This window comes from Streptomyces sp. NBC_01669, from assembly GCF_026339735.1.
Taxonomy (GTDB): Bacteria; Actinomycetota; Actinomycetes; order Streptomycetales; family Streptomycetaceae; genus Streptomyces; species Streptomyces yanii.
This window is the reverse complement of the sequence record NZ_JAPEQG010000001.1, coordinates 2,962,750-2,989,745: the sequence shown is the minus strand read 5'-3', so window position 1 is coordinate 2,989,745 and position 26,996 is coordinate 2,962,750. Positions and strand designations below refer to the sequence as shown.

Annotated in this window: 25 protein-coding genes and 2 pseudogenes; 16 read left to right on the top strand and 11 right to left on the bottom strand. The window is 70.0% G+C overall.

Features of this window, described 5'->3' with window-relative positions:
• Positions 1-18 precede the first annotated feature (18 nt).
• Positions 19-1,443 carry a PLP-dependent aminotransferase family protein gene (locus tag OG972_RS13045; protein WP_266981206.1) on the bottom strand — a complete coding sequence of 475 codons (1,425 nt, stop codon included), beginning with the start codon at positions 1,441-1,443 and terminating at the stop codon, positions 19-21.
• A gap of 47 nt (positions 1,444-1,490) precedes the next feature.
• Here OG972_RS13045 and OG972_RS13040 point away from each other — a divergent pair, with 47 nt between their 5' ends.
• On the top strand, positions 1,491-1,973 hold the full coding sequence (locus OG972_RS13040) for a carboxymuconolactone decarboxylase family protein (RefSeq protein ID WP_266981204.1): 483 nt from the start codon (positions 1,491-1,493) through the stop codon (positions 1,971-1,973).
• A gap of 13 nt (positions 1,974-1,986) precedes the next feature.
• Here OG972_RS13040 and OG972_RS13035 read toward each other — a convergent pair whose 3' ends face one another.
• Positions 1,987-3,135 carry a CdaR family transcriptional regulator gene (locus OG972_RS13035; RefSeq protein ID WP_266981202.1) on the bottom strand — a complete coding sequence of 383 codons (1,149 nt, stop codon included), beginning with the start codon at positions 3,133-3,135 and terminating at the stop codon, positions 1,987-1,989.
• 183 nt (positions 3,136-3,318) lie between these two features.
• Between OG972_RS13035 and OG972_RS13030 the strand changes: the two genes are divergently transcribed.
• Positions 3,319-4,245, top strand: a complete 927-nt coding sequence (locus OG972_RS13030; protein ID WP_266981200.1) for a proline dehydrogenase family protein — start codon at positions 3,319-3,321, stop codon at positions 4,243-4,245.
• Between the two features lie 51 nt (positions 4,246-4,296).
• Positions 4,297-5,928 (top strand): L-glutamate gamma-semialdehyde dehydrogenase, encoded by a 1,632-nt coding sequence (gene pruA, locus OG972_RS13025; protein ID WP_266981198.1) that lies wholly within the window; start codon positions 4,297-4,299, stop codon positions 5,926-5,928.
• A 110-nt stretch (positions 5,929-6,038) separates the two neighbouring features.
• Here the strand turns inward: pruA and OG972_RS13020 are convergent, their stop codons facing one another.
• Positions 6,039-6,509 carry a DUF1877 family protein gene (locus tag OG972_RS13020; RefSeq protein ID WP_266981196.1) on the bottom strand — a complete coding sequence of 157 codons (471 nt, stop codon included), beginning with the start codon at positions 6,507-6,509 and terminating at the stop codon, positions 6,039-6,041.
• 118 nt (positions 6,510-6,627) lie between these two features.
• Positions 6,628-8,343, bottom strand: a complete 1,716-nt coding sequence (locus OG972_RS13015) for a glycoside hydrolase family 97 protein (RefSeq protein ID WP_266981195.1) — start codon at positions 8,341-8,343, stop codon at positions 6,628-6,630.
• Positions 8,344-8,550: 207 nt separating this feature from the next.
• Between OG972_RS13015 and OG972_RS13010 the strand changes: the two genes are divergently transcribed.
• Complete coding sequence (locus OG972_RS13010; RefSeq protein ID WP_266981193.1) at positions 8,551-9,096, top strand: GNAT family N-acetyltransferase; 546 nt, start codon at positions 8,551-8,553, stop codon at positions 9,094-9,096.
• A gap of 3 nt (positions 9,097-9,099) precedes the next feature.
• Here OG972_RS13010 and OG972_RS13005 read toward each other — a convergent pair whose 3' ends face one another.
• Positions 9,100-9,963: an NAD(P)-dependent oxidoreductase gene (locus OG972_RS13005; protein WP_266990449.1), complete on the bottom strand. Its 864-nt coding sequence runs from the start codon at positions 9,961-9,963 to the stop codon at positions 9,100-9,102.
• Positions 9,964-10,091: 128 nt separating this feature from the next.
• Here OG972_RS13005 and OG972_RS13000 point away from each other — a divergent pair, with 128 nt between their 5' ends.
• Positions 10,092-10,934 carry a helix-turn-helix transcriptional regulator gene (locus tag OG972_RS13000; RefSeq protein ID WP_266981192.1) on the top strand — a complete coding sequence of 281 codons (843 nt, stop codon included), beginning with the start codon at positions 10,092-10,094 and terminating at the stop codon, positions 10,932-10,934.
• 32 nt (positions 10,935-10,966) lie between these two features.
• On the opposite strand, the gene OG972_RS12995 is transcribed toward OG972_RS13000, so the two are convergent.
• Positions 10,967-11,356 (bottom strand): phospholipase domain-containing protein, encoded by a 390-nt coding sequence (locus OG972_RS12995; protein WP_323135866.1) that lies wholly within the window; start codon positions 11,354-11,356, stop codon positions 10,967-10,969.
• 206 nt (positions 11,357-11,562) lie between these two features.
• Between OG972_RS12995 and OG972_RS12990 the strand changes: the two are divergent.
• Positions 11,563-11,808, top strand: a pseudogene (locus OG972_RS12990) (hypothetical protein); the annotation flags it as partial.
• Positions 11,809-11,992: 184 nt separating this feature from the next.
• Positions 11,993-12,121, top strand: a complete 129-nt coding sequence (locus tag OG972_RS12985) for a hypothetical protein (RefSeq protein WP_093772350.1) — start codon at positions 11,993-11,995, stop codon at positions 12,119-12,121.
• Positions 12,122-12,142: 21 nt separating this feature from the next.
• Here the strand turns inward: OG972_RS12985 and OG972_RS12980 are convergent, their stop codons facing one another.
• A complete protein-coding gene (locus OG972_RS12980; protein WP_266981188.1) occupies positions 12,143-13,705 on the bottom strand; it encodes a metallophosphoesterase family protein in 1,563 nt (520 codons plus the stop codon).
• Between the two features lie 129 nt (positions 13,706-13,834).
• Between OG972_RS12980 and OG972_RS12975 the strand changes: the two genes are divergently transcribed.
• Together OG972_RS12975 and OG972_RS12970 are read left to right on the top strand one after the other, a co-directional pair.
• Positions 13,835-14,875, top strand: a complete 1,041-nt coding sequence (locus OG972_RS12975; protein ID WP_266981186.1) for a 3-isopropylmalate dehydrogenase — start codon at positions 13,835-13,837, stop codon at positions 14,873-14,875.
• A gap of 240 nt (positions 14,876-15,115) precedes the next feature.
• Positions 15,116-16,204, top strand: a complete 1,089-nt coding sequence (locus OG972_RS12970; protein WP_266981184.1) for a branched-chain amino acid aminotransferase — start codon at positions 15,116-15,118, stop codon at positions 16,202-16,204.
• A 78-nt stretch (positions 16,205-16,282) separates the two neighbouring features.
• Here OG972_RS12970 and OG972_RS12965 read toward each other — a convergent pair whose 3' ends face one another.
• Complete coding sequence (locus tag OG972_RS12965; RefSeq protein ID WP_266981182.1) at positions 16,283-17,716, bottom strand: cytosine permease; 1,434 nt, start codon at positions 17,714-17,716, stop codon at positions 16,283-16,285.
• A gap of 126 nt (positions 17,717-17,842) precedes the next feature.
• On the opposite strand from OG972_RS12965, the gene ureA reads away from it, so the two are divergent.
• From ureA to cimA, 7 genes are all read left to right on the top strand, one after another.
• A complete protein-coding gene (ureA, locus tag OG972_RS12960; protein ID WP_266981180.1) occupies positions 17,843-18,526 on the top strand; it encodes an urease subunit gamma in 684 nt (227 codons plus the stop codon).
• On the top strand, positions 18,526-20,208 hold the full coding sequence (locus OG972_RS12955) for an urease subunit alpha (protein ID WP_266981178.1): 1,683 nt from the start codon (positions 18,526-18,528) through the stop codon (positions 20,206-20,208). Before ureA ends, OG972_RS12955 begins: the two co-directional genes overlap by 1 nt.
• Positions 20,209-20,252: 44 nt before the next feature.
• Positions 20,253-21,272 (top strand): agmatine/peptidylarginine deiminase, encoded by a 1,020-nt coding sequence (locus tag OG972_RS12950; protein WP_266981176.1) that lies wholly within the window; start codon positions 20,253-20,255, stop codon positions 21,270-21,272.
• 3 nt (positions 21,273-21,275) lie between these two features.
• The gene (locus tag OG972_RS12945; RefSeq protein WP_266981174.1) at positions 21,276-21,818 is read left to right on the top strand and encodes a hypothetical protein; all 543 of its coding nucleotides are present in this window, start codon (positions 21,276-21,278) and stop codon (positions 21,816-21,818) included.
• A complete protein-coding gene (locus OG972_RS12940) occupies positions 21,815-22,414 on the top strand; it encodes a TetR/AcrR family transcriptional regulator (protein ID WP_266981172.1) in 600 nt (199 codons plus the stop codon). Before OG972_RS12945 ends, OG972_RS12940 begins: the two co-directional genes overlap by 4 nt.
• Positions 22,415-22,632: 218 nt before the next feature.
• Complete coding sequence (locus OG972_RS12935; RefSeq protein WP_266981170.1) at positions 22,633-23,967, top strand: MFS transporter; 1,335 nt, start codon at positions 22,633-22,635, stop codon at positions 23,965-23,967.
• A 279-nt stretch (positions 23,968-24,246) separates the two neighbouring features.
• Positions 24,247-25,854, top strand: a complete 1,608-nt coding sequence (gene cimA, locus OG972_RS12930; RefSeq protein ID WP_266981168.1) for a citramalate synthase — start codon at positions 24,247-24,249, stop codon at positions 25,852-25,854.
• 99 nt (positions 25,855-25,953) lie between these two features.
• Here cimA and OG972_RS12925 read toward each other — a convergent pair.
• The 3 genes and pseudogenes from OG972_RS12925 to OG972_RS12915 all read right to left on the bottom strand — a co-directional run.
• Positions 25,954-26,091: pseudogene (locus tag OG972_RS12925) on the bottom strand (RICIN domain-containing protein); the annotation flags it as partial.
• A gap of 9 nt (positions 26,092-26,100) precedes the next feature.
• The gene (locus OG972_RS12920) at positions 26,101-26,313 is read right to left on the bottom strand and encodes a zinc ribbon domain-containing protein (RefSeq protein WP_266981166.1); all 213 of its coding nucleotides are present in this window, start codon (positions 26,311-26,313) and stop codon (positions 26,101-26,103) included.
• Entirely contained in the window at positions 26,300-26,659 is a 360-nt protein-coding gene (locus tag OG972_RS12915) for a transposase (protein ID WP_266981164.1), read from the bottom strand. The genes OG972_RS12920 and OG972_RS12915 overlap by 14 nt, the downstream gene beginning before the upstream one ends.
• Positions 26,660-26,996: the final 337 nt, after the last annotated feature.

Sequence of the window (26,996 nt, the reverse complement as noted above, 5' to 3'; positions counted from 1 at the left end):
GGTCATGCGCGGGCCCGGTCAGACGGAGGGCGGCGGAAGGGCCCGGCACAACGCCTCCAGAGCCGCGCCGTACGCATGGTCCGGCGGCGTCGCATAGCCCACGACCAGGCCGTCCTCGGCGGGCATCGTGGCGGCCGGATGCCGGAAGTCGGCGAGCGGCTCCAGAGCGAGCCCCTGCCAGGCCGCGGCCTTGACGGTGGAGCGCTCGGTGCCGGGAGGCAGCCGCAGAACGGCGTGCAGACCTGCCGCGATGCCGGTGGGCGTGATGTGCGGGGCGTGTTCGGAGAGGGCGGCGACCAGCTGGTCGCGGCGGCGCCGGTAGCGCTGCCGCATGCGGCGGATGTGCCGGTCGTAGTGGCCGGACTCGATGAACTCGGCGAGCGCGAGCTGGTCCAGGACGCTCGCCCAGCCCTCGCGTTCGCCCTTGGCGGCCAGTACGGCGTCGACGAGCTGCCCGGGAAGCACCATCCAGCCCAGCCGGACCGCGGGGGAGAGGCTCTTGCTGACGGAGCCGAGGTGGACGACCCGGTCCGGGTCGAGTCCCTGGAGGGCGCCGACCGGTTCGCGGTCGTAGCGGAACTCCCCGTCGTAGTCGTCCTCCAGGACCAGTCCGCCGCGGGTGCGCGCCCAGTCGACGGTGGCCGTGCGCCGCTTCGGGTGCAGTGGCCCACCCGTCGGGAACTGATGGGCCGGGGTGAGCAGCACACTCCGCACGCCCGGCAGTCCGGTCAACTCGCCGGTGCGTGCCCCGTGTTCGTCGAGAGCCAGCGGGACCGTACGCACCGAGGCGGCAGCCAGCAAGGAGCGGTGGAATCCGAGCCCGTACGACTCCACCGCCAGCGGTCCGCGAAGCACCCCGCCGCCGAACAGCAGCCGCAGCGCGTGCGCGAAACCGGAGCAGATCACGATCCGTTCGGGCACACAGCGCACCCCTCGTGCGCGCGCCAGATAGTCGGCCAGCGCCCGGCGCAGCTCGATCCGGCCCTGCGGATCACCGGGCCCGAAGGCGTCGTTCGGTGCCGCGTTCACGGCGCGGCGGGAGGCGGCAAGCCAGGGTGTACGGGGGAAGGAACCCGCGTCAGGCTGGCCCTGCCGGAGGTTGTGCACGGGAGGGGCCGGGCGGGTCGGCGCCCTCTTCGGCACCCGGGCCGGGGCGACCGGGGCAGCGCGGTGCGCGACCCGGGTGCCGGAGCCCTGCCGGGCGGTCAGCCAGCCCTCGGCGACCAGCTCGGCATAGGCGTCGGCAACGGTGTTGCGGGCCAGGCCGAGGTCGGCGGCGAGCGAGCGGTAGGGCGGCAGCCGGGTGCCCGGGGCCAGCCTGCCCTCCCGTACGGCGTCCCGCAGCGCACGGATGAGAACGGTCCGGCGACTGCCGGGACCGGTCAGCTCCAACAGCAGGTCGCTGCCGATCCGCTCCGCCGAATTGACCCATGATTCCGCCATGAAAATGCACCCTACGTGAGGTCGCCCGACTCCGTAGCGTAGTGGTCATGACGAACAACGACGCAGTCACCCGCACCCCTCGGATCAACTTCGCCAAGGCCGCGCCGAAAGCGTTCAAGGCCCTCATCGGCTTCGACGCCGCCGCCCGCCAGGACGTGGACCCGGCACTCGTCGAGCTGGTCCAGATCAGGTCCTCCCAGCTCAACGGGTGCGCGTACTGCCTCCATATGCACACCACGGACGCCCGCAAGGCCGGTGAGAGCGAGGAACGGCTGCACATGGTCGCCGTCTGGCCGGAGGCCGCGCACTTCTTCACGGAGAAGGAGCAGGCGGCGCTCGCCCTCACCGAGGCCGTCACCCTGGTTTCCAGGGGTGGCGTCCCGGACGACGTCTACGCCCGCGCGGCCGCCCACTTCGAGGAGGCCGAACTGGCCGGGCTGCTCGCCCTGATCTTCACGATCAACACGTGGAACCGCATCGCGCTGAGCACTGCAAAGGTGGCCGGTACGGACGAGCGGGTGGCGCACTGAGCGCGGCCGGAGCTCAGAGCCGGGCACCCTTCAGCGCCATGTGCAGCAGCAGCCGGTCCTCGCCGTCGTTGAGGTCCAGGCCGGTGAGCTGCTCGACCCGGGACAGCCGGTAGTAGAGCGTCTGACGGTGGATGCCCAGCTCGGCCGCCGTCCGGCTCGCCTGGCCCGCGCAGTCGAGGAACACCTCGGCGGTGCGGGCCAGCTCCGCGTGGGGCGGGGTGAGCAGCGTCCGGACGGTGAGGTCCGGGGCGGTGTCCGTGGTCGGCGGGAGGGCGGTCAGCAGACGGTACGGACCGATGGCGGACCATTCGGCGACCGGGCCGAGGCGGGACTCCGCGGCCGCCGCGCGGGCTGCGGCCACGGCCTCGTGCCAGGCCGCGGCCAGCTCCGGCAGGCCTCGGCGGGGGACTCCGATTCCGGCGGTCGCCGTGCGGCCCGCGGCGGTCCGCAGCCGGTCCGCCGCGGTGACAGCCGGGTCGAGCACGTCGGATGAGCGCAGCCGGACCAGCGCTGCCAGCGACAGGGTGCCCGCCCGCGCCGGTGACGGGACGGTGGACAGCGCCGCAGCCGACGGCACCGTACGAGCCGATGGCAACTCGTCCGGCCACGGCGTCACACAGACCACCGTGTGCAGGCCGTCCGCGTCCGGGCCCAGCGCCTCCCGGAGCGCGGCGACCGCCATGTCGCGCTGCCAGCCCCGCCCGGCGGTGAGCACCGCGCCGAACTCACGTGACAGGTCCGTGCCGGCCCGTGCCTCCTCGGAGAGCAGCGCCCCGATCCGGGCCGCCGCGTCCATCGCCGCGGTCAGCTGTTCGTCGGTCGGCCCGGGGTCCGCGTCGAGCAGCCATACGTAACCGAGCACGACACCTCGATGGCGTACCGGCAGACAGATCCGGTCCCGGAACACACCGGCCTCCGGGGCGGCCGGGATCCGGACCGGGCCGGTGGCGCGGGCGATGCCGAAGCCCTCGAACCACGCGCGGACCGCCGGGGTGGAGCGGCGGGTCAGGATCGACCGGGTGCGGACCGGATCCATCGCCGTGTCGTCGTCGCTGTCGTGCGCCCCGAAGGCGACCAGACCGAAGTCCCGGTTCTCCAGCGTGGCGGGGACGCCGAGCAGTGCGGAGATCTCGTCGACCAGCTCCTGGTAATCGCCCTTCACCCGGCCATTCTCGCACCCCCCTCAGACATATGTCTGAGATCCAGTGCACGGATGCGTGACAGCTGTCGATGGCACAGGATCGGGGAGATCCTTAGATTTCACGGTGGTTCTCCGTGCTGTACCGGTCTGATTCAGTTCCTGCCGATACGGCCCTCGTACATACCTTTCCGTTGGAGGTGCCCCGTGCTGGCTCCCGTGATTCTCGCTGCGTCGCGCAGTGACAAGATGCGCCGATTCATTTCGGCCGCCCCGGGGACCAAGCAGGTCGTCGACCGGTTCATCGCCGGCGAGACGGTCGAGCAGGTCGTCCCGATCATCAAGGACGCCACCGGGAAGGGCCTGGAGGTCACCCTCGACGTCGTGGGCGAGGACATCACCACGCCGGAGCAGGCCACCGCCGCGCGCGACGCCTACCTGGAGCTGATCGACCGCCTCAAGGACCTCGGCCTGGGCACCAGGGCCGAGATGTCCGTCAAGCTGTCGATGTTCGGCCAAGCACTGGAGGGCGGCCACGAGATGGCGCTCGCCAATGTGCGCCCCGTCGTCGAGGCTGCCGCGGCGATCGGCACCACGGTCACTCTGGACGCAGAGGACCACACCACCCTCGACTCGATGTTCGCCATCCACGAGGAGCTGCGGAAGGACTACCCGCAGACCGGCTGTGTCATCCAGGCTTACCTGTTCCGCACCGAGAAGGACGCCCGCCGCCTCGCCGCCGCAGGCAGCCGCGTCCGCATCGTGAAGGGCGCCTACAAGGAGCCCGCCTCCGTCGCGTACCAGGACAAGGCCGAGATCGACAAGGCGTACGTCCGCATCCTGAAGATCCTGATGGACGGCGAGGGCTACCCGATGATCGGGTCCCACGACCCGCGGCTGATTGCCATCAGCCAGGAGCTGGCACGCAAGGCCGGGCGCAAACTGGATGAGTACGAGTTCCAGATGCTGTACGGGATCCGCAGCGACGAGCACGTCCGGCTCGCGGCCGAGGGACACCGGATGCGCGTCTACACCGCGTACGGCACCGACTGGTACGGCTACTTCATGCGCCGCCTCGCGGAGAAGCCGGCCAACCTGCTGTTCTTCGCCCGCTCCATCCTCACCAAGGGCTGACCCGCCCGCCCCGCTGCCCCCACCCCGCTGAAGCAAGGAGACAAGGCACTCATGGACGCTGTGACCCAGGTCCCCGCGCCGGTCAACGAGCCGGTCCACTCCTACGCCCCGGGCTCCCCGGAGCGTGCCCGCCTGGAGGTGAAGCTCAAGGAGCTCGCCGAGAACCCGATCGACCTGCCGATGACCATCGGCGGCGAGAAGCGGATGGGCGGCGGCGAGCGCTTCGGCGTCGTGCAGCCGCACAACCACAAGGCCGTCATCGGTACCTTCGCCAGCGCCACCGAGCAGGACGCCCAGGACGCGATCGACGCCGCCCTCGCCGCCGCCCCCGCGTGGCGTGCGATGTCCTTCGACGACCGCGCCGCGATCATCCTGCGCGCCGCCGAGCTGCTGTCCGGCCCCTGGCGCGAGACGCTGGCCGCGTCCACGATGCTCGGCCAGTCGAAGACCGCCCAGCAGGCCGAGATCGACACCCCCTGTGAGCTCGTCGACTTCTGGCGCTTCAACGTCCACTACGCGCGCCAGATCCTCGCCGAGCAGCCCCCGGCCAACTCGCCGGGCGTGTGGAACCGCATGGACCACCGCCCGCTGGAGGGCTTCGTCTACGCGATCACGCCGTTCAACTTCACGGCCATCGCGGGCAACCTGCCCACCGCCCCCGCCCTCATGGGCAACGTCGTCGTGTGGAAGCCGTCCCCGACGCAGACCCACTCCGCGGTGCTGCTGATGCAGCTCCTGGAGGAGGCCGGTCTGCCCAAGGGCGTCATCAACCTGGTGACCGGCGACGGAATCGCCGTCTCCGAGGTTGCCCTGAACCACCGCGACCTGGCCGGTATCCACTTCACCGGCTCGACCCCGACCTTCCAGCACCTGTGGAAGACGGTCGGCAACAACATCGCCAACTACCGCACCTACCCGCGGCTCGTCGGCGAGACCGGCGGCAAGGACTTCGTCGTCGCCCACCCGTCGGCCGACCACGCCGTCCTGAAGACCGCGCTGACCCGTGGCTCCTTCGAGTTCCAGGGCCAGAAGTGCTCGGCCTCGTCCCGCGCGTACGTCCCGGCCTCCATCTGGAACTCCGGTTTCAAGGAGAAGTTCGCGGCCGAGGTCGACTCCATCACCATGGGTGACGTCACCGATCTGTCGAACTTCATCGGTGCCGTCATCGACGAGCGCTCGTTCGCCAAGAACAAGGCCGCGATCGACCGTGCCAAGTCCGACCCGTCCTGCACGATCATCGCGGGCGGCACGTACGACGACTCCGTGGGCTACTTCGTCCGCCCGACCGTCATCGAGTGCAGCGACCCGGAGAACGAGGTCTTCACGACCGAGTACTTCGGCCCGATCCTCGCCGTGCACGTCTACGAGGACAACACGTACGACGAGATGCTGGAGCAGATGGAGTCGGTCTCCGACTACGCGCTGACCGGTTCCGTCATCGCGAACGACCGCGCTGCGGCCGCGCACACGATGGAGAAGCTGCGGTACGCCGCGGGCAACTTCTACATCAACGACAAGTCGACCGGTGCCGTCGTCGGCCAGCAGCCCTTCGGTGGCGGCCGTGCCTCGGGTACGAACGACAAGGCGGGCGCCCCGCAGAACCTGCAGCGCTGGACGCTGACCCGCGCCATCAAGGAGACGCTGGTCCCGCCGACCGACTACACCTACCCCCACCAGGGCTGACGCCCCCGGGGCGCCGCACCCCGGCGCCCCGCCATGATTCCCGCCTCCCGCCCGGTTCCCCTGCCGGCCGGGAGGCGGTTTCCATTTCGGCCCCTTCGGCACACGGCCGCTCAGTACAGGAACCGCTTCACCACCGCGTCGCCCGATTCCGCGGCCCGCTCGTAGAAGTCCAGCACCCGCCGGTAGTGGTGGGCGAAGATATCGCGGACCTCGGGCTCCGGCAGACCCCAGTGCGCGGCAACGCCACCGGCGGCCGCGCGCCACAGCTCGTCGAACGGATGGGTGCGGAGGAATTCCGCCGCCTCCCGCACTTCCCCGGCCTCCAGAGTCACCGACGGTGCCTCGATCCCTGCCGGGTCCTCATGAATGGCCCCGCCGAAGACCGGGAGCTCGCAACTGCCGTGGCCGGGCGGTGCGGTGAGGCACAGCTTGTGCACCTCGGAGAAATCCTTGGAGATGTTCAGATCCGTCTCCAGGCGGTCGAGCTCGTCGTCCGTGTCGGCGAAGACCGCCGCCACCCCGGCGAAGTGCTGCGGCAGCCCGGTTGCCGGAACGGCCCGTGCCTGCATGCTGAAGCTCATCGCTGTCCCCTCCCGCCGGGCCGCCGCACGCGGCCCCCTGTCCATGAACAGTAGGGGTGCCCACTGACAACGGCGCGCGGTTGTCAGTGGGCGAGCCCGGCGGGTGATCCGGCCCCCGCTACCGGTCGCAGGAGGTACGGCCCGGGGACCAGCGGCAGGCGACCGCGGCGAAGCCGCCGTCGGAAATGATCCCCACCGACAGAGTGTCGCCGCCCCGCACCGTGCGGGCCGTGCGGACCAGCCCCGTCGGCCCGTCCGTCACCGTCTCGACCAGCCACCGGCCGGATCCGATCCGCAGCGGCACCTCGGCGGTGTGCGCGGTGCCCGCGTACGTACCGCCGATGAACCAGCGGCTGCCGCTGCGGCGGGCCAGGACCGCGCTGCTCCCGGGCTCACCGGCCAGCAGCCGGGTGTCGTCCCAGGCATCCGGCAGCTGCTCCAGGAAGTGCCGGGCCTCCGGACGGGATTCGTAGGACTCGGGGGTGCCGGCCAGGTTCTGGACGCCGGACTCGTAGAGCACCGACAGGCCCAACTCGCTTGCGTCGGAGGCGGCGTTGGGCCGGTTCGGACGGTGGAAGGCGCCGGGTGTGAAGTCCATGGAACCGATCACGTTCCGGGTGAAGGGGAGCGTGGTCAGGTGCTGGGCCGTGTTGGTCTTCTTTTCTTTACCGTTGACGCCCTCCAGCGACATGACGTGCGGCCAGGTGCGCTGGATGCCCTTGGGGATCGTGGAGCCGTGGAAGTTGACCAGGAGATGATGGGACGCGGTCTCGGGCAGGATCTTGTCGTACCACTGGAATGTCTCCTGCGCCTCCGAGTCCATGAAGTCGATCTTCACCCCCTTGACGCCCCACTTCTCGAGCGTGGGCAGCCACTGGGCCCGCTCCTCGGCGGTGTCCAGGTCGCGGTGGTGGATCCAGACCTGGATTCCGACGCCGCGCTCCCTGCCGTAGCGCACCAGCTCCGGGATCCAGCTGTGGGTCTGCCAGTCGGGGTCGGTGACGTCCCACTGCGCCGGGTCGAAGTACCAGCCCGCGTCGACGACGGTGTACGGCCAGTGGCGGGCGGCCGCGTAGTCGACGTATCCCTTCTGCATCTCCAGGCTCTGCCCCGCCGGACGCCCGCCCGCGAGCCAGGTCCACAGGGCCCGGCCGGGCTTGATCCACGAGGTGTTACGGATTTTGGACGCCGGGGCGAGGTCGTCGGTGAACGTCGATCCGGTGATGGTCGCCAGGTCACCGCTGACCACGGCGCGCCACGGGGTGGTGAGCGCACCGGCCGTCTGCACCTGCGTGTCCCAGAGCTTGACGCGGTACGTGGAGGAGCCCGCGTCATGGGTCAGCCGGGCCCCGGAGTAGCTGCCGGTGAGATCGGACTCGGCGACCAGGCCATAGCTGTTTCCGGTACGGAAGAGTGCCTGCATCATGTACTCGCCGACCGGTGCGCCGGACGCGGTGTAGGCGTTGAAGAGGTTCTCGTTGTCCTTGCGGTAGGCGCCGAGCCAGGCGGAGGAACCCTCGGGCAGGGTGAACGCCGAGGTCTCGTCCAGAACGTTTCCGGTGTCGCCCGGCAGGTCGTACCGGTACGCGACCCCGTCGGCCGACGCCCGCACGACCACGTCGAGCCGGTCGCCCGCCCCGGTGCGGAAGCGGAAGCGTGCCTCACGCATGTGTACGGTGCGCTTGCGCGCCTTGCCTGCTGCAGTTCGGTAGTGCTCGTCGACCGGGCGGTCACTGCGGCCGAGGAACGACAGTCCGGCGGAGAAGTCGGCCCGCTCGGTGACGATGCCGACGGGCGAGGGGGTCAGCACGGTGGCGCCGGCCTCCGAGACCACACCGGCCGCCGTGAGGTGTCGGGCGACACCTCACGGCGGACGAGCGTGGCGCGGACACCGGAGAGCCGGTCCGCGTACCAGGGCTTGAGAGCGTGGAGGCCGTTCATAGGGCCAACTCTCTTTCGGCGCGGAACTCTTCGACACGTGGCAGCTACTCACATGCGTCCTGAGTACCTGGTGGCGCAGGTGCCTGAGAGGCTGGGGGACATGACTGAGCCGCTGTGGCACATCGCGCACACCTACGAGCTGACCACGACCGCCCGCGACGGGATCCGCACCTTCCTCGACACCGCTTTCGAGGGCGACTTCAGCGACGACGACTGGGACCACACCCTGGGCGGCATCCACGCCTACTCACACGACAACAGCGGTCTCCTCGCCCACGGCAGCGTCGTCCAGCGCCGGGTGATCCACGCCCACCGCTCGTACCGCATCGGCTATGTCGAGGGCGTGGCCGTCCGCGCCGACCGGCGCCGCGAGGGGCTCGGCGGCCGGGTGATGGCTGCGCTGGAACGCGTCATCGACGGGGCGTACACGTTCGGCGCGCTGTCCGCCTCCGCCACCGGGGCCGGCCTGTACGCGGCGCGTGGCTGGCAGGTGTGGCAGGGGCGGATCGGCGTGCAGGGGCTGAGCCGGGTGGAGCTGCTGCCGGACGAGGAGGGCAGCACGTACGTCAGGGCGGCGGGCAGCCGCCCACTGCCCTCCCCGTCCCGGAAGCTGATCTTCGACTGGCGCGACGGCGACGTGCTCTGATCCCTACAGGGCCCCCGCGTCCCGCGCCGTCCACACCGACGGGTACAGCGGCCGGAAGCCCAGCTCGTCCCTGGCCCGCAGAGTCGACATGATTCCGTACCACGGGTCTGGATCGACCCGGTCCGCCGACTCGGCCCGCAGCGCGACCCCGTTGAGCTGGTGCAGCTCCACCGCCGTCACCGGCGCGTCGTCCGAGAAGTTGTAGCGGCGACCCGCCAGGCCCGGTGCGTACAGCAGCCGCAGCAGTCCCTGCGCGACATCCGCGTGGTGCACCATCCCGAGCCGCTGCGTGGCCGCCCACTGCCCGGCCCAGGCCATCGACTGGGCGAGGTGCGGGTCGCCCTCGCCGTACACAAAGGCCAGGACGGCGATCCGGACATCGAGCCCGTGGTCGCGGTGGAGCGCGAGCAGGCCCTCCTCGGCCGCCACCTTGGACTCGGTGTACGCACCCCACAGTTGCCCGCCCGGCACCGGGGCGTCGTCCTCCGTCAGCGGCCTGCCGCGCCCCGCGCCGTACGCGAGGTTCGTGCCGACCTGCACGAACCGGTGCGTGCCCGCCTCCACGGCCGCCCGGCCCAGCGTCAGCGCGGCGGCATGGTTGACCGCCCATGCCTCCTCGTCCGGCACCCCGCGGAACGCCGCCGCGATGTTCACCACCGCGTCCGTTCCGCCCAGCGCCTTCCGTACGTCCTCCGGGTCCCGCAGGTCACCGACGACGACCTCGGCCCCCAGCGCGGCGAGGGGCGCACCCCGCTCCTCGTCCCGCACGATCACCCGCACCGTGTCACCGTGAGCGGCCCGCCGCAGCAGCCGCGGTACGAAACGCCGGCCGACCTCACCCGTGGCACCCGTCACCAGAATCAGCATCATCGGTTCCTCTCGTTGCCTGCGATATCCATCACCCTGCGACGGGTCGCCGGCCGGCGGGAGAGACGCGGCTATCCGAGGACCGGCACTCCCTGGATACGGATCCGCGCACGAGCCATGCTGGGGACGTGGACCTCGACCGATCGGAACTCGCCGACTTTCTGCGCCGCTGCCGCGCCCGCCTCGAACCGGCCGACGTGGGGCTGACCGCCGGCTCCCGGCGGCGCACCCCGGGGCTGCGGCGGGAGGAGGTCGCCCATCTCACCGGTGCGTCCGTGGACCACTACACGCGCCTGGAGCAGGGCCGCGGCTCACGCCCCTCGCGTCAGATGCTCTCCGCAGTGGCCAGGGCGTTGCGGCTGAGCGAGGACGAGCGCGACCATCTCTTCCGGCTGGCCGGGGAGGAGCCGCCGAGCGACCGCCACGGCCCCACCCAGCATGTGCGCCCCGGGCTGTTGATGGTCCTCGACCGACTGCACGACGCACCCGCCCAGGTCCTGAGCGACCGCGGCGAGGTCCTCGCCCAGAACGCCATGGCCGTGGCGCTGACCGGTGAGCACCAGCCGGGGTACAACATCATCCGGTCCTGGTTCACCGCCCCCGAGGGGCGGGCGCTCTTCCCGGCAGAGGACCACGAAGCGCACTCCCGCAGCCATGTCGGCCAGCTCCGCGCGGTGTTCGCCGCCCGCCCCGATGATGTCGCGCTGATCGCGCTCGTCGATGAACTGCGTGCGGCGAGCGAGGAGTTCGACCTGCTGTGGGCCGAGCATGTCGTCGCCGTGCGGCGTGCCGAGCGCAAGCGGTTCGTGCACCCGGTCGTCGGGGAACTGGACCTGGAATGCGAGGCGCTGCTCAGCGCCGACCACGGACAGGTGCTGGTCATCCACACGGCCCGGCCCGGCACGGACGCGTACGAACGGCTGCAGCTGCTGCGTGTGGTGGGCCTCCAGGACCTGACCGTCGGGCCGTGACCGGTCAGGACCTGATGTCAGGACCGGATCCGTCAGCCGCTGATGCTCGCCGCGCCCGTCTCGATGTGGCCTGTGTACCTGCGCGACCAGGTGGCGTCCGCGTCGGCGGTGACCGTGAAGTCGTACCAGCCGTTCGGCCCGGTGACCGCGTCGAACCGGTCCTCCGCCGAACCGACCGCCGCGACGGTGCAGGTCCACGGGTCGTCGGAGCGGTAGTTGTTCGATGTGATCGTGAACGTCACCGGCGCCGTGGAGGCGTCGGACAGCCGGAACCGCACGGCGGTCTTTCCGGTGTCCGGCGCGGCGGCGTACCGGGCGGCGACTTCCAGGTTCTTCCCGGCGCGGGTGGCGTCCCCGGTGAAGCGGCGCAGGAAGCGGTTGGGGGCCCAGCTGCGCGAGCAGGGCCACGGGATCAGGGACACGAGGACGTGGCCCGGCTGTCCCCGCTCAAGCACCGCAACCTCAACGTCCTGGGCCGCTACAGCTTCACCCCTGCGGCCCTGCTTGTCGACGTCTACCTGGACTGACCGGCTGATCACTCACGTGGCGGATGGCAGAGCCGCACCGGAGGAGTGGAACGGATTTGCGCACAAACCTGCGGGCAGCGCCGCGAACCTCCCAGAGGCCCAGCGGGCCCGGAACGGCGATCATGCCGCAGCTCGCCCTCGAAGGAGTACCCGGCAACGTCGAGATCACTGCTCTCGGACCGGAGCGGCCGACCCGCTCCCTCGGCTGTGCCATCACCCCTGAGCAGGCACAATCCCTCGCCGTCCGGGCTCTGATCCGGGAACTGCGGGCGGCAGGCCGTAAACCCCCGTCTCAGATAGTAGGAAGTCCGAGTAATTGTGGAGACAGACCGGCCGAGCTGTCCTAGCTTGGTAGAAGCCGAACGTCTCGCTAGATCCAGCGACTGGCGGTCGTGAGCGCGTGCCCCCGTGCAGGCAACCCCTGCGGCATCCGCTCCCCGCCCCTTCCGGCGCCTCGAAATCCCGATCTCGAAATCACGCTCACGTTTTTTCGATCTCGAAATCCTCGCGATCTCAAGGAGTCGATCCACCATGGCCGAGACGACTGTCCGCCGCGTCCGACACACCCACCGCCCGACCGAGTCGGAGCGCCAGAATGCCGCCGCCGCCCTGCAGCGAGCCCTCGACCGCAGGGACAACGGCGGCTCCACCGGCCACTGAGGCCGGTCCGTCCGGCAGTGCTCAGCCGCGGCTGATCTCGAAGTGGTCGATGCGCTCGCCCGACTCGGCGAGCGCGGTGACCTTCATCCGGGCATGCGGCCCGGGCTGGACCTCCACCGCGAGGAACGAGAAGCCGGTGTAGCGCACCCGCGACCACTCCACGGTCTCGGTCGCCCTGCCGCCGCCCTTGACCACGTGGTACGTGTCCACGCTCTCCTGGTCCTTGATGTGCCCCTCGTACGTGTCGGGCGCCGGGAAGTTGTACAGCGCCTTGCCCGCGCCGCCCGCCGTGACGTACACGATGCCGTCCCGCGTCGGGTCGGTGTGCTCACCGATCGGCACCTTCCGTGCGACCGCGTTGTTCAGTATCGCGTCGGTGCGCTCGTACACGTGGTTGTGGCCGTTGATGACCAGGTCCACCTGGTGCTTCTCGAAGAGGGGCACCCAGGCGTCCCGCACACCGCCGTCGGACGCGTGCGCGTTGGTCGTCGAGAAGGCGCAGTGATGGAAGAAGACCACGATGAAGTCGATGTCGTGGCGGGCTCTCAGCTCGCCGAGACGCCGGTCCAGCCAGCGGGTCTGCTTGCCGTCGCTGATCCCGAAGTTGGCGGGGATCTCGTACGAGACGTCGTTGGCGTCGAGGGCGACCACGCCCACGTTGCCGTGCACGAACGAGTAGGCGCCGGGCTGGCCCACCGGGTCGGGGCCGTTGTCCGGCAGCGACCAGCGGGCGTTCTGGCCGCCGTAGCCGTCGGGCGAGTACCACGCCTCCATGTCGTGGTTGCCGGTGGTCACCATCCACGGCACGGTCTTCGAGACGGTCTCCGTCTGTGCCAGGAACTGGTCCCAGGTGCGGGCGTCGTACGTGTCGGTCGCCTGGCCGGAGCCGGACGGGTCGGCGTAGCAGATGTCGCCCGCGTGCAGGTGGAAGGCCGGGTTCTGACCGAGGATCAGCTGGTCGTTGCCGAGGGCGTGGTAGCTGACGCCCTGGTCACCGAAGGCGGTGAAGGTGAAGGACTCGGCGCGCGAAGGTGCGGTGGTGAAGGTGCCGAGCGTGCCCAGATTGCGGGTGTCCGCCGGGTCGAAGCCGTCGTGGCCGACGCCGTAGTAGTACGTCGTGCCGGGCTGCAGCCGGTCGAGGCCCGCGTGTACGTAGAACTGCTCGGCGGCCGCGATCCTGCCGTCGTTCAGCAGCGGGGTGGTCAGGTGCCGCACCTCGGCGTCGATCTTGCGGCTCAGCGCCCACGGCTGGAGGCCGATGCGGATGTACGGGCGCCGGACAGCGAACGGGACCTGCCAGGAGACCCGCATCTGCGTCTTGGGGTCGGCGCCGTACGCGAGATGCCGGCCGAACGGTGCGACCAGCGAGCCGTCCACCTGGGTGGAGGAGCCGCGCGAGGAGAGCACGGCAGGCGCGGCGTAGGCGGGCGAGGCGGCGACCCCGGCGCCGACGACGGCCGCGGTCGCCGCACCGGCGCGGAGCGCGCCACGCCGGGTGAGCCGGGTGCGCAGATAGTCGTGCTGCTCAGCCATGCTCATGCGGTCGGCGAGCTTCTCGGGAATACCGAAGCGAGGGATGTCCATGGCCAGCAACATCCACCCGCCGGCTGACGCGGTCCCATCGAGTGCGTGAACGGTACACATACAGCTCCCCATGTGTCCGTATGGTGGACGTAAAATGTCATGGGATGGGACGAGCAGTAAGGTGCCGACATGTCTCGCAGCATCAATCTCGCAGTGATCCCTGGTGACGGTATCGGCCAGGAGGTCGTGGCTCAGGGCCTCAAGGTCCTCAATGCTGTTCTCCCGCAGGATGTGAAGCTGGAGACCAAGGAATTCGACTTCGGGGCCAAGCGCTACCACGCGACCGGTGAGACCCTCACCGACGCGGATGTCCAGGCGCTCAAGCAGCACGACGCGATCCTGCTCGGCGCGATCGGTGACCCCTCGGTCCCGTCGGGCGTCCTGGAGCGCGGCTTCCTGCTGAAGCTCCGTTTCCTCTTCGACCACCATGTGAACCTGCGGCCGTCGAAGCTCCTCCCGGGTGTCGCGACCCCGCTCAAGGGGCAGCCGGAGATCGACTTCGTCGTGGTCCGTGAGGGCACCGAGGGTCCGTACACCGGCAACGGTGGCTCGATCCGCACCGGCACCCCGCACGAGGTCGCCACCGAGGTCTCGGTCAACACCGCCTTCGGCGTCGAGCGTGTGGTCCGTGACGCCTTCGCCCGCGCCCAGGCCCGCCCGCGCAAGAAGCTGACGCTGGTCCACAAGAACAACGTGCTGGCCTACGCCGGGCACCTGTGGACCAACATCTTCAACAAGGTCGCGGCCGAGTTCCCGGACGTCACCACCGACTACCTGCACGTGGATGCGGCGACGATCTTCCTCGTCACGCAGCCCGAGCGTTTCGACGTGATCGTCACCGACAACCTCTTCGGCGACATCATCACCGACCTCGCCGCGGCCGTCTCCGGCGGCATCGGCATCGCGGCCTCGGGCAACATCAACCCGAGCGGCGAGTTCCCCTCGATGTTCGAGCCGGTCCACGGCTCCGCGCCGGACATCGCGGGCCAGGGCAAGGCCGACCCCACGGCCACGGTCCTCTCCGTCGCCCTCCTGCTGCGCCACCTGGGCTACGAGGCCGAGGCCGTGCGCATCGAGGACGCCGTCTCCGTCGACCTCGCGCAGCGCGGCGACACCCCTCGTACGACCTCGGAAATCGGCGACGCGCTCGCGGTACGCGTAGCGAGCTGACCCGACGACTCCACTTCGAAGCCGCCGGGTCGCTACCGCACCCGGCGGCTTCTCCTGCGTGGTCCCGGGTGCCACCATCGAACCCTGGACCGCAATCACGTCATTTCGTGCACGGGTCCCCGCGAGAGATAATCGAACGGGCCGTGGCTTGCGATAAAGCTCGGACGTCCTAGCACCTGTCTGACAGGAGTGGCGTGAGCGCGGTCCCTCACACACAAAACCGGTGAAGGACACGCACTCATGACGACGCCCACGATCGAGCTCAAGCCCTCTTCGACCCCGCTGTCCGACGCGGAGCGCGAGGCGATCCTGGCCAACCCCGGATTCGGCCGCTACTTCACCGATCACATGGTGATCATCAAGTGGACCGAAGGCCGCGGCTGGCACGACGGCCAGCTCGTTCCCTACGGCCCGCTCTCGATCGATCCCGCCACCAACGTCCTGCACTACGCGCAGGAGATCTTCGAGGGGCTCAAGGCCTACCGCCAGCCCGACGGGTCGGTGGCCAGCTTCCGCCCCGAGGCCAACGCCAAGCGCTTCCAGCGTTCCGCACACCGGCTCGCCATGCCGGAGCTCCCGGTCGAGACGTTCATCGAGGCGTGCGACGCGCTGGTCCAGCAGGACAAGGCATGGGTTCCGGCCCACGGCGGCGAGGAGTCGCTCTACCTGCGCCCGTTCATGATCGCGTCCGAGGTCGGCCTCGGTGTGAAGCCCGCCAACGAGTACCTCTTCATCGTCATCGCCTCGCCCGCCGGCGCGTACTTCGCCGGTGGCGTCAAGCCGGTCTCGATCTGGCTCTCCGAGGACCGCGTCCGCGCCGTCCCCGGTGGCATGGGCGACGCCAAGACCGGCGGCAACTACGCGGCGTCCCTCCTCGCCCAGGCCGAGGCGTCCGCGAAGGGCTGCGACCAGGTCGCCTATCTCGACGCCGTGGAGCACAAGTGGGTCGAGGAACTCGGCGGCATGAACCTGTACTTCGTGTACGGGGACAAGATCATCACCCCGTCCCTGACCGGCTCCCTGCTCGCCGGCGTCACCCGTGACTCGCTGCTCCAGGTCGCCCGCGACCTCGGCTACGAGTCCGAGGAGGGCCGCGTCTCCATCGACCAGTGGCGCGCCGACACCGCGAACGGCACCCTCACCGAGGTCTTCGCCTGCGGCACCGCCGCCGTCATCACCCCCGTCGGCATCGTCAAGTCCGCGGGCGGCGAGTGGACCCAGAGCGAGGGCCGGCCCGGCGAGGTCACGCTCAAGCTGCGCGAGCGCCTGCTGGACATCCAGCGCGGCGTCGCGCAGGACACGCACGGCTGGATGCACCCGCTCGGCTGAGCCACGGTCCCCTACGGCGACGTCCCGTACCGCGACGCCCGCCCCGGCAGCAGCCGGGGCGGGCGTCGTCGTTCCCGCTCAGAATATGGCGGATGGCTGTGCCTCCGTGTCGGCCGACACCGCGGGCTCCGTGCGCCTGCCGCGCGTCAGCGCCGTGTACGCGACACCGCCCACCAGGCCCGACAGCAGGAAGCTGCAGTCCACCCCGCCAGTCAGGGAGAGCAGCGGACCCTCGTACGAGGGCAGCGAGACGGCGGAGAGGCCCACTGCTGCGCCCAGGGCCCAGGAGGCCGTGGCGGGCAGGTTCCAGCCGGCCGTGTACCAGTAGGCGCCGCCGCGCGAGCGCCGGTTGAAGACTTGGAGGGCCTCCGAGTCGTAGACACCGCGACATCGGACGGAGCCGATCAGGGTGATCACCGCCCACGGGGTGCCGATGGCGGTCAGCAGCAGGACGAACGACGTCATCGCGGATTCGGCGTCCCAGGCGTAGTGCCCGACGAAGACGCACGCCGTGGCGACGCCCGCGACCGCGAAAGTGGCCTGGGGGCGCGAGGCGCGCGGCAGGATCGCATCCAGATCGAGGCCCATGGAGTACAGCATCAGGCCGGCGTTGCCGACCGAACCGGCGGAGGCGGCGAGCAGCAGCGGGATCAGGTACCAGGTGGGGGAGGCCTCGACGAGCGGGCCCGCATAGTCGAGGGCCGCCCGGGAGGCGTACGCCGTGAACGTACCGAAGAGCTGCGGAACGAGCAGACCGATCAGCAGGCCGATCCAGCTTGCGTGCAGCACGCTCCGGGAGGAGTGACGGGCCGGGGAGATGTACCGCGTGTAGTCGCCGAGCAGGGTGATGAACGCGATCGGGCCGCTCAGCCCTGCTGCGACCACGGACAACAGCCAGGTCGGCCAGAAGGATCCGAGCAGATAGCCGCCGGTGCCGGGCAATGCGGCGGTGGTGAAGTGCGGGGCGTACGCGACGATGCCCAGGATCAGCAGCGCGCTCATCGCGACGGCGAGGATGCGGGAGAGACGCAGCAGCATCCGGTACCCGTAGACCGCGCCGATCACGGTGGCGGCGGCGAGCAGGGCATACACGGCCGCGTACGAGAGACCCCCGGTCGACAGCCCGAAGAGGCGATGCATGGCGCCCACCATCGCGTCGCCGCCGATCCAGACGGTCAGCGCTGTGTAGCCGAGGGCGAGCAGCAGGCCGACGATCGAGCCGACCAGGCGGCCGCGCACACCGAACTGGGCACCGGAGGACGTGGAGAGGTTGGTTCCGGTGCGCAGCGAGACCAGGGCGAGCGGTGCCGTCAGCAGGGTGCCGAGCAGGGTGCCCGCGACGATCGAGCTCACCGAGGCCCACCAGTCCAGGCCGAAGGAGACCGGGAGCCAGCCGAAGATGATCACGCCCAGGCACAGATTGGACCCCAGCAGGATCGAGACGAGGTCGCGCGGGGCGCTGGTGCGTTCCGCCTCCGGGATGGTGTCGACTCCGCGCTGTTCTACCGGCATGAGGACGCCCCTGATGTTCGACAGTTTGAGTGCCGCTCTATATGAGCCTAAGTAAGGGCCTCCGTCAATGGTTCCCAGATGGGAAAATCTTGTTTAGAGTGATGTTCAAATTGGAGGTGTACTGACGTGCGACTTACCCCTACCGAGCGAGATCGGCTCCTGCTCTTCGGTGCCGCCGAACTGGCACGGGCGCGCCGGGCGCGTGGACTGAGGCTCAATGTTCCCGAGGCGACCGCGCTCATAGCGGACACCGTCTGCGAGGCGGCCCGGGACGGAAAGCGGCTTGCCGAGGCGATCGAGGCCGCGCGCGGCGTGCTGGGGCCCGACGACGTCCTGCCCGGTGTGGCGGATGTGGTCACCGAGGTGCATGTGGAGGCCGTCTTCGACGACGGATCCCGGCTCGCGGTCGTCTCGAAGCCCATCGGGGGAGGGCTCGGCGACGCCGCACCCGGCGCCGTACTGCCCGCACCGCCGCACGCCGAGCCCGAGCCCGCGCTGCGGCTGACCGTGCACAACACCGCGACCGTCCCGGTCAGCGTCACCTCGCACTTCCACTTCTTCGAGGCCAATCCGCGCCTCGACTTCGACCGGGCCGCGGCGTACGGAATGCGGCTGTGCGTCCCCGCCGGATCGTCGGTCCGCTTCGACCCGGGCGGCGAGACCGAGGTCGGCCTGATGCCGATCGGCGGCGCCCGGATCGCGATCGGCTTCGCCGGCCTGGTCGACGGACCGCTGGACGCGCCCGGAGCGAAGGAAGAGGCCCTGCGGCGCGCGGCGGCCTGCGGCTATCTGGGAGCGGAGGACGCCTGATGGACCCCAACGAATACGCATCGGTCCACGGACCGCGCGCCGGAGACCGGGTCGTTCTCGGCGACTCCGGCCTGGTGGTGCGCGTCGAGTCCGATGCGCAGGCGCACGGCGACGAGTTCCTGGCCGGCTTCGGCAAGACCGCGCGCGACGGGCTGCACCTCAAGGCCGCGGCCGTACGCGACACCTGCGACGTCGTCATCAGCAACGTGCTGGTCATCGACGCTGTTCAAGGCATCCGCAAGGTCTCCATCGGCATCCGTGAAGGCAGGATCCACTCCATCGGGCGGGCCGGTAACCCGGACACACTCGACGGCGTGGACGTCGTCGTCGGTACGGGCACCACGATCGTGTCCGGCGAGGGCTTGATCGCGACGGCCGGTGCCGTGGACACCCACGTCCATCTGCTCTCGCCGCGCATCATGGAGGCCTCGCTCGCCTCCGGCGTCACCACCGTCATCGGCCAGGAGTTCGGCCCGGTGTGGGGCGTCGGCGTCAACTCGCCGTGGGCGTTGCGCCACGCCTTCAACGCCTTCGACGCCTGGCCGGTCAACATCGGCTTCCTGGCCCGCGGCTCGTCCTCCGACGACGCGCCCCTGGTGGAGGCGCTCGCCGAGGGCGGTGCATCCGGCTTCAAGGTGCACGAGGACATGGGCGCGCACACCCGTGCGCTCGACACCGCCCTGCGCGTCGCCGAGGAACACGACGTGCAGGTCGCGCTGCACAGCGACGGGCTGAACGAGTGTCTGTCCGTCGAGGACACCCTGCGTGTCCTGGACGGCCGGACGATCCACGCCTTCCACATCGAGGGCTGCGGCGGTGGACACGTACCGAACGTCCTGAAGATGGCGGGTGTGCCGAACGTCATCGGCTCGTCGACCAATCCGACCCTGCCGTTCGGCCGGGACGCGGTGGCCGAGCACTACGGGATGATCGTCTCCGTGCACGACCTCAAGACCGACCTGCCCGGGGACGCCGCCATGGCGCGGGACCGGATCAGGGCCGGGACGATGGGCGCCGAGGACGTGCTGCACGACCTCGGCGCGATCGGCATCACCTCGTCGGACGCGCAGGGGATGGGGCGCGCGGGCGAGACCGTACGCCGCACCTTCGCCATGGCCGGGAAGATGAAGGCCGAGCTGGGCCCGATGGAGGGCGACGGCGCGCACGACGACAACGCCCGGGTGCTGCGCTATATGGCGAAGCTGACGATCAACCCGGCCATCGCGCACGGTCTCGCGCACGAGATCGGTTCGATCGAGGTGGGCAAGCTCGCCGACATCGTGCTGTGGAAGCCGCAGTACTTCGGGGCGAAGCCGCAGATGGTACTGAAGGCGGGCTTCCCGGCGTGGGGCGTGACGGGCGACCCCAACGCAGCGACCGACACCTGTGAACCGCTGGTCCTGGGACCGCTGTTCGGGGGGCACGGCGCGACCCCCGCCGATATCTCGGTGGCCTTCGTGGCGAAGGCCGCGGCCGAGCTGGGCTCCGACCTGATGCCGACGCGACGGCGCAGGGTGGCCGTGCGCGGCACCCGCGGGATCGGCCCGGCGGATCTCCGGCTCAACTCCCGCATCGGGGATGTGGCGGTGGACGGGCGCAGTGGGCTGGTCACGCTGGACGGTGCCCCGATGCGCTCGGAACCCGCCGAATCGGTGTCCCTCAGCCGCCTCTATTTCCTGTAAGAACACACAGCCTTTCAGCACACAGCCTTGAGGAGTCCAACGACATGACCTTCCGTATGCCGCCCGAGTGGGCCCCGCACGAGCGCACCTGGATGGCGTGGCCGGGCCCCAACGTCACGTTCACCGGTGACGACCTTGCCGAGTCCCGCGAGGCGTGGGCCTCGGTGGCCCGGGCCGTACGCCGTTTCGAGCCGGTGACCATGGTCGTCGGGCCGGGCCAGTCGGAGGGCGCCCGCGCCCTCCTCGGCCCGGACATCGACCTGGTCGAGCGCGAGCTGGACGACGCCTGGATGCGCGACATCGGTCCGACCTTCGTCACGGACGGCACCCAACTGGCCGCCGTGGACTGGGTGTTCAACGGCTGGGGCGCACAGGACTGGGCGACCTGGGAACACGACGCGAAGATCGCCCGCCATGTCGCGGATCTCGCGGGGGTCCCCGTGCACAGCTCGTCTCTCGTCAACGAGGGCGGCGGCATCCACGTGGACGGCGAAGGCACCGTCCTCCTCACCGAGACCGTCCAGCTCGGTTCCGAGCGCAACCCGGGCTGGACCAAGGAGGAGGTCGAGGCCGAGATCCACGCCAAGCTCGGCACCACGAAGGCGATCTGGCTGAAGCGCGGCCTGACCGGTGACTACCCGCCCCACGGCTTCGGCACGCTCGGCCATGTCGACATCGTCGCCGCGTTCGCCGGCCCCGGAGTCGTCGTCGTCCACACCCAGCCGGACCCGTCCCACCCCGACCACGAGCTCTGCAAGGAGAACGTGGCCATGCTCAGGGCCCAGACCGACGCTCAGGGGCGTCCCCTGGAGGTCGTCGAGGTCCCTGCCCCGACCGTGGTGCAGGGCGAGGACGGTCACTGGGTCGACTACTCGTACATCAACCACTATGTCTGCAACGGTGGCGTGGTGCTGTGTGGCTTCGACGACCCCCGTGACGAGATCGCGGCAGGCATTTTCCGCCGTCTCCACCCCGAACGGACCGTGACCCTGGTCGACGCACGTACGATCTTTGCCGGTGGTGGAGGCATCCACTGCATCACACAGCAGCAACCTGAGGTCTGATCCATGCCGAGCACCTACCAGCACGCCGGACAGGGTTATGCGATCGAGCGCTTCTACTCGGTGCCGGACGACGCGTGGTACCTGGAGCTCGCCGAGACGGACCCTCCCGGCCGCACCTTCCTCACCGCGATCGTCCCGGACGAGGACCCGGACCGCACGCCCACGGTCTGCTTCGACGAGCAGACCGGGCACCGGGACATTCCGTACGCTGTCATGACCTGGTTCATGGAAGAGACGGCCGAAGAGGTGCGCAGCAGCCGGGGCTGGATGGAGACCGTGCCCGAACTTCTGGGCATGACCAGGCAGTTGCGTCTGCTCCTGCCTGGTCTGACGGTCGAGGACGAGCAGTATCTCCCGCTGCTGGCGATCCTCGCGGAGCTGCTTACCGACGACGATCTCGGCACGGTGCTGTCCGCGGCCTACGACATGGACCCGCGGACGGTCCGGAGCGACGTGGCCGCGATCCGCACACCTCCGCCGGGCGCCGTCGCCGAGTTGCGGGCGCTGCTCGCGTCGGACGGATGGACCCGGGGAGCCGCCCGATGACCCCCGCCCCGCGCCGCCGCAACACCGCCCCGCCCCGCGAGGAGGTGCTGGCCGCCGCCATGGCCACCATCGCCGAGCGTGGGCTCGACGGGCTCACCATGGCCGGGCTCGGCCGTGACGTCTCCATGAGCAGCGGTCATCTCCTCTACTACTTCCGCACCAAGGACGAGCTGCTCCTGCAGACCCTGGAGTGGAGCGAGGGACGGCTCGGCGCCGAGCGGCGGGAGTTGCTGGCCCGGCAGACACCCGTCCGCGAGCGGCTCGACGCGTACGTCGATCTGTACATCCCCGACGGCCACCGCGACCCGCACTGGACGCTCTGGCTGGAGGTCTGGAACCGCTCGCAGAACGCCGACGCCGACGCGCGCGCCCGGCAGGTCGCGATCGAGGGGGCCTGGCACCGGGACCTCGTGGCGCTGCTGGCGGAAGGTGTATCGCGCGGGGAGTTCCGGGCCGTGGACGCGGATCGGTTCGCGACCCGGCTGCGCGCCCTGCTCGACGGGTTCAGCATCCATGTGGCGATCGGCCTGCCGGGCACCGACCGGGGCGGGATCCTCGCTCACGTACGGGAGTTCCTGGACGAGGCGCTCGGCTGAGAGCCTGTCGGGTGACCTCTGATCGCCACCCCGGCGACAGCCGGTTCCGCATCGGCGCGAGCCCGGCCGGCCGCACGCCGACGCCGATCGGGTGCGGCGGACTGCCCGTGCCGAAGCCTCCGTTCCCCCGGCCGTGAACGAAACGCACGTATGTACGCGCGATCGTTGCCCCCTGCACGGTTGTTACGTTCCCGGCCGGTGCGGCACGGTGACGGACCATGGGACGAGAGCAATGGAAGAAGATCTGGGTCGGCTCCGCCGGCAACATGGTCGAATGGTTCGACTGGTTCGTGTACGCGACCTTCGCGGTCTATTTCGCGGACTTGTTCTTCCCCGAAGGCAATGAGACCGCCAATCTCATGAACACCATGGGCATCTTCGCCGTCGGCTTCTTCATGCGGCCGGTCGGCGGCTGGATGCTCGGCCGGATCGGTGACCGCAGAGGGCGCAAGGCCGCGCTGACGCTCACCGTCACCCTCATGTCGGCCTCGGCGATCCTCATCGCCGTCGCGCCGACGTACGCCGTGGCGGGCTACGGCGGCGTCGCCGTCCTGCTCGTGGCCCGGCTTCTCCAGGGCCTCTCCGTCGGCGGCGAGTACGCCGCCAGCGCCACGTACCTCACCGAGGCGTCCGCACCCCGCCGACGCGGCTTCGCCTCCAGCTTCCAGTACGTGTCCATGACCGCCGGGCAGCTCGTCGGCCTCGGTCTCCAGATCGTCCTGCAGCGCACCATGTCCGATGCGGCCCTGCACAGTTGGGGCTGGCGCATCCCGTTCATCGTCGGGGCGCTCGGCGCGGCCGTCGTCTTCTATCTGCGCCGCTCCATGCTGGAGACCGAGGTGTACGCGGAGTCGGGCGCCGCCGACCAGGAGGACCGCGGCACGCTCAGGGCGCTGTGGCAGCACAAGCGCGAGGCGTTCCTGGTGATGGCGCTGACCATGGGCGGGACCGTCGCGTACTACACGTACACGACCTACCTCACCAAGTTCCTCTCGAAGAGCGCGGGCATGGAGAAGTCCACGGCCTCGCTCGTCAGCTTCTGCGCCCTGTTCGTCTTCATGTGCATCCAGCCGCTCGCGGGCATGCTGTCCGACCGGATCGGCCGCCGCCCGCTGCTGATCACGTTCGCGGTCGGCTCGACCTTCCTGACCGTGCCGATCATGACCATGCTGAAGCGTGCGGGCACCTTCTGGCCCGCGTTCGGGCTGGCGCTGCTCGCCCTGGTCGTGGTCACGGGCTACACCTCGATCAACGCCTGCGTGAAGGCCGAGCTCTTCCCGACCGGCATCCGCGCGCTGGGCGTCGCCCTCCCGTACGCCCTCGCCAACGCCCTCTTCGGCGGCACCGCCGAATACGTGGCGCTCTGGTTCAAGAAGGCCGGCATGGAGTCCGGGTTCTACTGGTACGTGGCGGGCTGCGCCGCGGTCTCCCTGGTCGTCTACCTGACGATGCGCGAGACCCGCGACATCGACCTGGGCCGGGTCGGCACGGTGGCTCCCCAGGACGGGCGGACGGAGCCGGCCGGAGCGACGAGCGTCACGCCCGCATCCTGAGACGGCCGACGGCACGGGGGCAGCGCTGTGCGAGACTGCCTCCGTGTCCTCGTTCGTCATGATTATTGGCAACAGGCGCGCCGGTCCGCAGTGACCGTTTCGTACCACCACGTACGGAGCGGCACCGTGCCCCAGACCCGCGCGCAGACCTCTCGCACCCGCGAGGGGTTTTTTCGTTTTCCGGCCCTCACCTCGGCCGGGGCGATGCGCGCGCGGGATGATGGGGGCAAGTGGAGCCCAAGGTTCCGGATCCACTCATCCGACAGGAGTCAGACCAGCATGACCACCAAGGCCAAGCCCACCGACGACAGCTTCCATGTCTTCGACACCACACTGCGCGACGGTGCACAGCGTGAAGGCATCAACCTGACGGTCGCCGACAAGCTGACCATTGCCCGGCACCTGGACGACTTCGGCGTGGGCTTCATCGAGGGCGGCTGGCCCGGCGCCAACCCCCGCGACACGGAGTTCTTCGCCCGGGCCCAGCAGGAGATCGAGTTCAAGAACGCCGAGCTGGTCGCCTTCGGCGCGACCCGCAGGGCCGGAGCCAAGGCGTCGGAGGACCCCCAGGTCAAGGCGCTGCTGGAGTCCGGAGCCTCGGTGATCACACTGGTCGCCAAGTCGCACGACCGGCATGTGGAACTCGCCCTGCGCACCACCCTCGAAGAGAACCTGGAGATGGTCCGCGACACCGTCTCCTACCTGCGCGAACAGGGCCGCCGGGTCTTCGTCGACTGCGAGCACTTCTTCGACGGCTACCGTGCCAACCCCGAGTACGCCAAGGACGTCGTCCGGGCCGCCCACGGGGCCGGCGCCGACGTCGTCATCCTCTGCGACACCAACGGCGGGATGCTCCCCGCCCAGGTCCAGGCCGTCGTCTCCACCGTCCTCGCGGACACCGGCGCCCGGCTCGGCATCCACGCCCAGGACGACACCGGCTGCGCCGTCGCCAACACCCTGGCCGCCGTCGACGCCGGCGCCACGCACGTCCAGTGCACCGCCAACGGGTACGGCGAGCGGGTCGGCAACGCCAACCTCTTCCCCGTCGTCGCCGCCCTGGAACTCAAGTACGGCAAGAGCGTCCTCCCCGAGGGCGCACTCGCCGAGATGACCCGTATCTCGCACGCCATCGCCGAAGTCGTCAACCTCACACCCTCCACCCACCAGCCCTATGTGGGTGTTTCCGCCTTCGCCCACAAGGCCGGACTGCACGCCTCCGCCATCAAGGTCGACCCCGACCTCTACCAGCACATCGATCCGGCGCTCGTCGGCAACACCATGCGGATGCTCGTCTCCGACATGGCGGGCCGCGCCTCCATCGAGCTCAAGGGCAAGGAGCTCGGCATCGACCTCGGGGGCAACCGCGAGCTCGTCGGCCGGGTCGTGGAGCGGGTCAAGGAGCGCGAGCTCAAGGGCTACACGTACGAAGCCGCGGACGCCTCCTTCGAGCTGCTGCTGCGCGCCGAGGCCGAGGGCCGGGTACGCCGCTACTTCCGTACGGAGTCCTGGCGAGCGATCGTCGAGGACCGACCCGACGGCACGCACGCCAACGAGGCGACCGTGAAGCTCTGGGCGAAGGGCGAGCGGATCGTCGCCACCGCCGAGGGCAACGGCCCGGTCAACGCCCTCGACCGGGCGCTGCGCGTCGGCCTGGAGCGGATCTACCCGCAGCTCGCCAAGCTGGAGCTGGTCGACTACAAGGTCCGCATCCTGGAGGGCCGCACCGGCACCGAGTCCACCACCCGCGTGCTGATCACCACGGGCGACGGCACCGGTGACTGGGCGACCGTCGGCGTCGCGGAGAACGTCATCGCCGCGTCCTGGCAGGCGCTGGAGGACGCGTACACCTACGGTCTGCTGCGGGCCGGGGTCGAGCCCACGGAGTAGTTCCCGGGTCCGGGGCGGTCCCACAGGGCTGCACGGCGGTCCGGGGCGGGCCCACGGCATGGTCGCCGTGGGCCCGCCCCGGACCGGTTCGTTCACATACTGGAGATGCCACTTCTGATCGGCCGCTCCGGTGCACGTCCAGATCTGGGCGCGCGCCCCGTTCGCCGTCGACTGGTCGGTGATGTCCAGACACGTGTCCGCCGCTGTGTTGACGACGTCACCCGTCGAGGCGTTGTACCGGCCTGGTCAGGCTGGTACGGGGACGGGTGCGGTGACAAACACCCACGCCGAGCGTGCGCGGTTGCGCACGTTGACCCCGGCGACGACATCGGCGGGTCCAGCGAGGCCGCACCGACGACAACTGAAACGGTCCCGGGTGGGCCGGTTGGCCCGCTCGGTGTGCCCGCAGCGCGGGCAGCGCTGCGATGTGTACGTCGCATCCACCTCAAGGAACGGCACCCCGGCCCGTCGAGCTTTGTAGGCAAGGTGCTGCCCGAGCTGGTGGAACGGCCACGAGGAGAGCGTGCCCCGCTGGTCGCGGCGAAGCCGTACCCGGTCGCGGGATCCCGCGACCGGTGCGTTGCGCGACGGACACGATCTCCTTGCTGATCCTGTGGTTCAGATGGGTGGCATGACGGTGTTCCTTCTTGCTCCGCCGGGCGAGGCGGCGGATGGCCGACCGGGTCTGCTTGACCTGGAGTTCGGTGCGTTTGCGGGCCTGCCACCGGCGGTAGCGGGTCAGACGGCGGCCCTGGTAGTTGGTGCCGTCTGACGTGGTGGCGAGGTTGACAATGCCCCGGTCCACACCGATCCAGTCGACCGGTTCGAACTCTTCGGGCTCAGGGAGGTCGCAGGTGGCGATCAGGAACCACTTCCCGCCCCGCTGTACGAGATCGGACTCGCCCCTGCGGTACTGAGCCAGCGTCTTGAGCTGATCCGCTGCCCCGATGTAGGCGGACTTCGCACACCTTCACTCCCACCCGCGACGCCGACGCACACCCGTTCGTTTTCCCTGCTCTGCCGGGGCGCCACGGGAGCTCCGCACCCGGCGGGAAGCCGCCGTGACGCTGCGCACCACCACGTGATGCGATTCCTTCCGGGTGTGAACGGCTGCGTCTCCTCGCAAGAATCAGGGGTAACTG

Bases quoted from the DNA above. Each gene is read 5' to 3' on its own strand.
- pruA (WP_266981198.1), top strand. From the start codon at position 4,297: ATGGACGCTGTGACCCAGGTCCCCGCGCCGGTCAACGAGCCGGTCCAC.
- OG972_RS12945 (WP_266981174.1), top strand. From the start codon at position 21,276: ATGCCGAGCACCTACCAGCACGCCGGACAGGGTTATGCGATCGAGCGC.
- OG972_RS12985 (WP_093772350.1), top strand. From the start codon at position 11,993: ATGGCCGAGACGACTGTCCGCCGCGTCCGACACACCCACCGCCCGACC.
- OG972_RS12970 (WP_266981184.1), top strand. From the start codon at position 15,116: ATGACGACGCCCACGATCGAGCTCAAGCCCTCTTCGACCCCGCTGTCC.
- OG972_RS12935 (WP_266981170.1), top strand. From the start codon at position 22,633: ATGGGACGAGAGCAATGGAAGAAGATCTGGGTCGGCTCCGCCGGCAAC.
- OG972_RS13040 (WP_266981204.1), top strand. From the start codon at position 1,491: ATGACGAACAACGACGCAGTCACCCGCACCCCTCGGATCAACTTCGCC.
- OG972_RS12965 (WP_266981182.1), bottom strand. From the start codon at position 17,716: ATGCCGGTAGAACAGCGCGGAGTCGACACCATCCCGGAGGCGGAACGC.
- OG972_RS12955 (WP_266981178.1), top strand. From the start codon at position 18,526: ATGGACCCCAACGAATACGCATCGGTCCACGGACCGCGCGCCGGAGAC.
- OG972_RS12950 (WP_266981176.1), top strand. From the start codon at position 20,253: ATGACCTTCCGTATGCCGCCCGAGTGGGCCCCGCACGAGCGCACCTGG.
- OG972_RS13045 (WP_266981206.1), bottom strand. From the start codon at position 1,443: ATGGCGGAATCATGGGTCAATTCGGCGGAGCGGATCGGCAGCGACCTG.
- OG972_RS12940 (WP_266981172.1), top strand. From the start codon at position 21,815: ATGACCCCCGCCCCGCGCCGCCGCAACACCGCCCCGCCCCGCGAGGAG.
- OG972_RS12975 (WP_266981186.1), top strand. From the start codon at position 13,835: ATGTCTCGCAGCATCAATCTCGCAGTGATCCCTGGTGACGGTATCGGC.
- cimA (WP_266981168.1), top strand. From the start codon at position 24,247: ATGACCACCAAGGCCAAGCCCACCGACGACAGCTTCCATGTCTTCGAC.
- OG972_RS13005 (WP_266990449.1), bottom strand. From the start codon at position 9,963: ATGCTGATTCTGGTGACGGGTGCCACGGGTGAGGTCGGCCGGCGTTTC.
- OG972_RS13020 (WP_266981196.1), bottom strand. From the start codon at position 6,509: ATGAGCTTCAGCATGCAGGCACGGGCCGTTCCGGCAACCGGGCTGCCG.
- OG972_RS13010 (WP_266981193.1), top strand. From the start codon at position 8,551: ATGACTGAGCCGCTGTGGCACATCGCGCACACCTACGAGCTGACCACG.
- OG972_RS12980 (WP_266981188.1), bottom strand. From the start codon at position 13,705: ATGGACATCCCTCGCTTCGGTATTCCCGAGAAGCTCGCCGACCGCATG.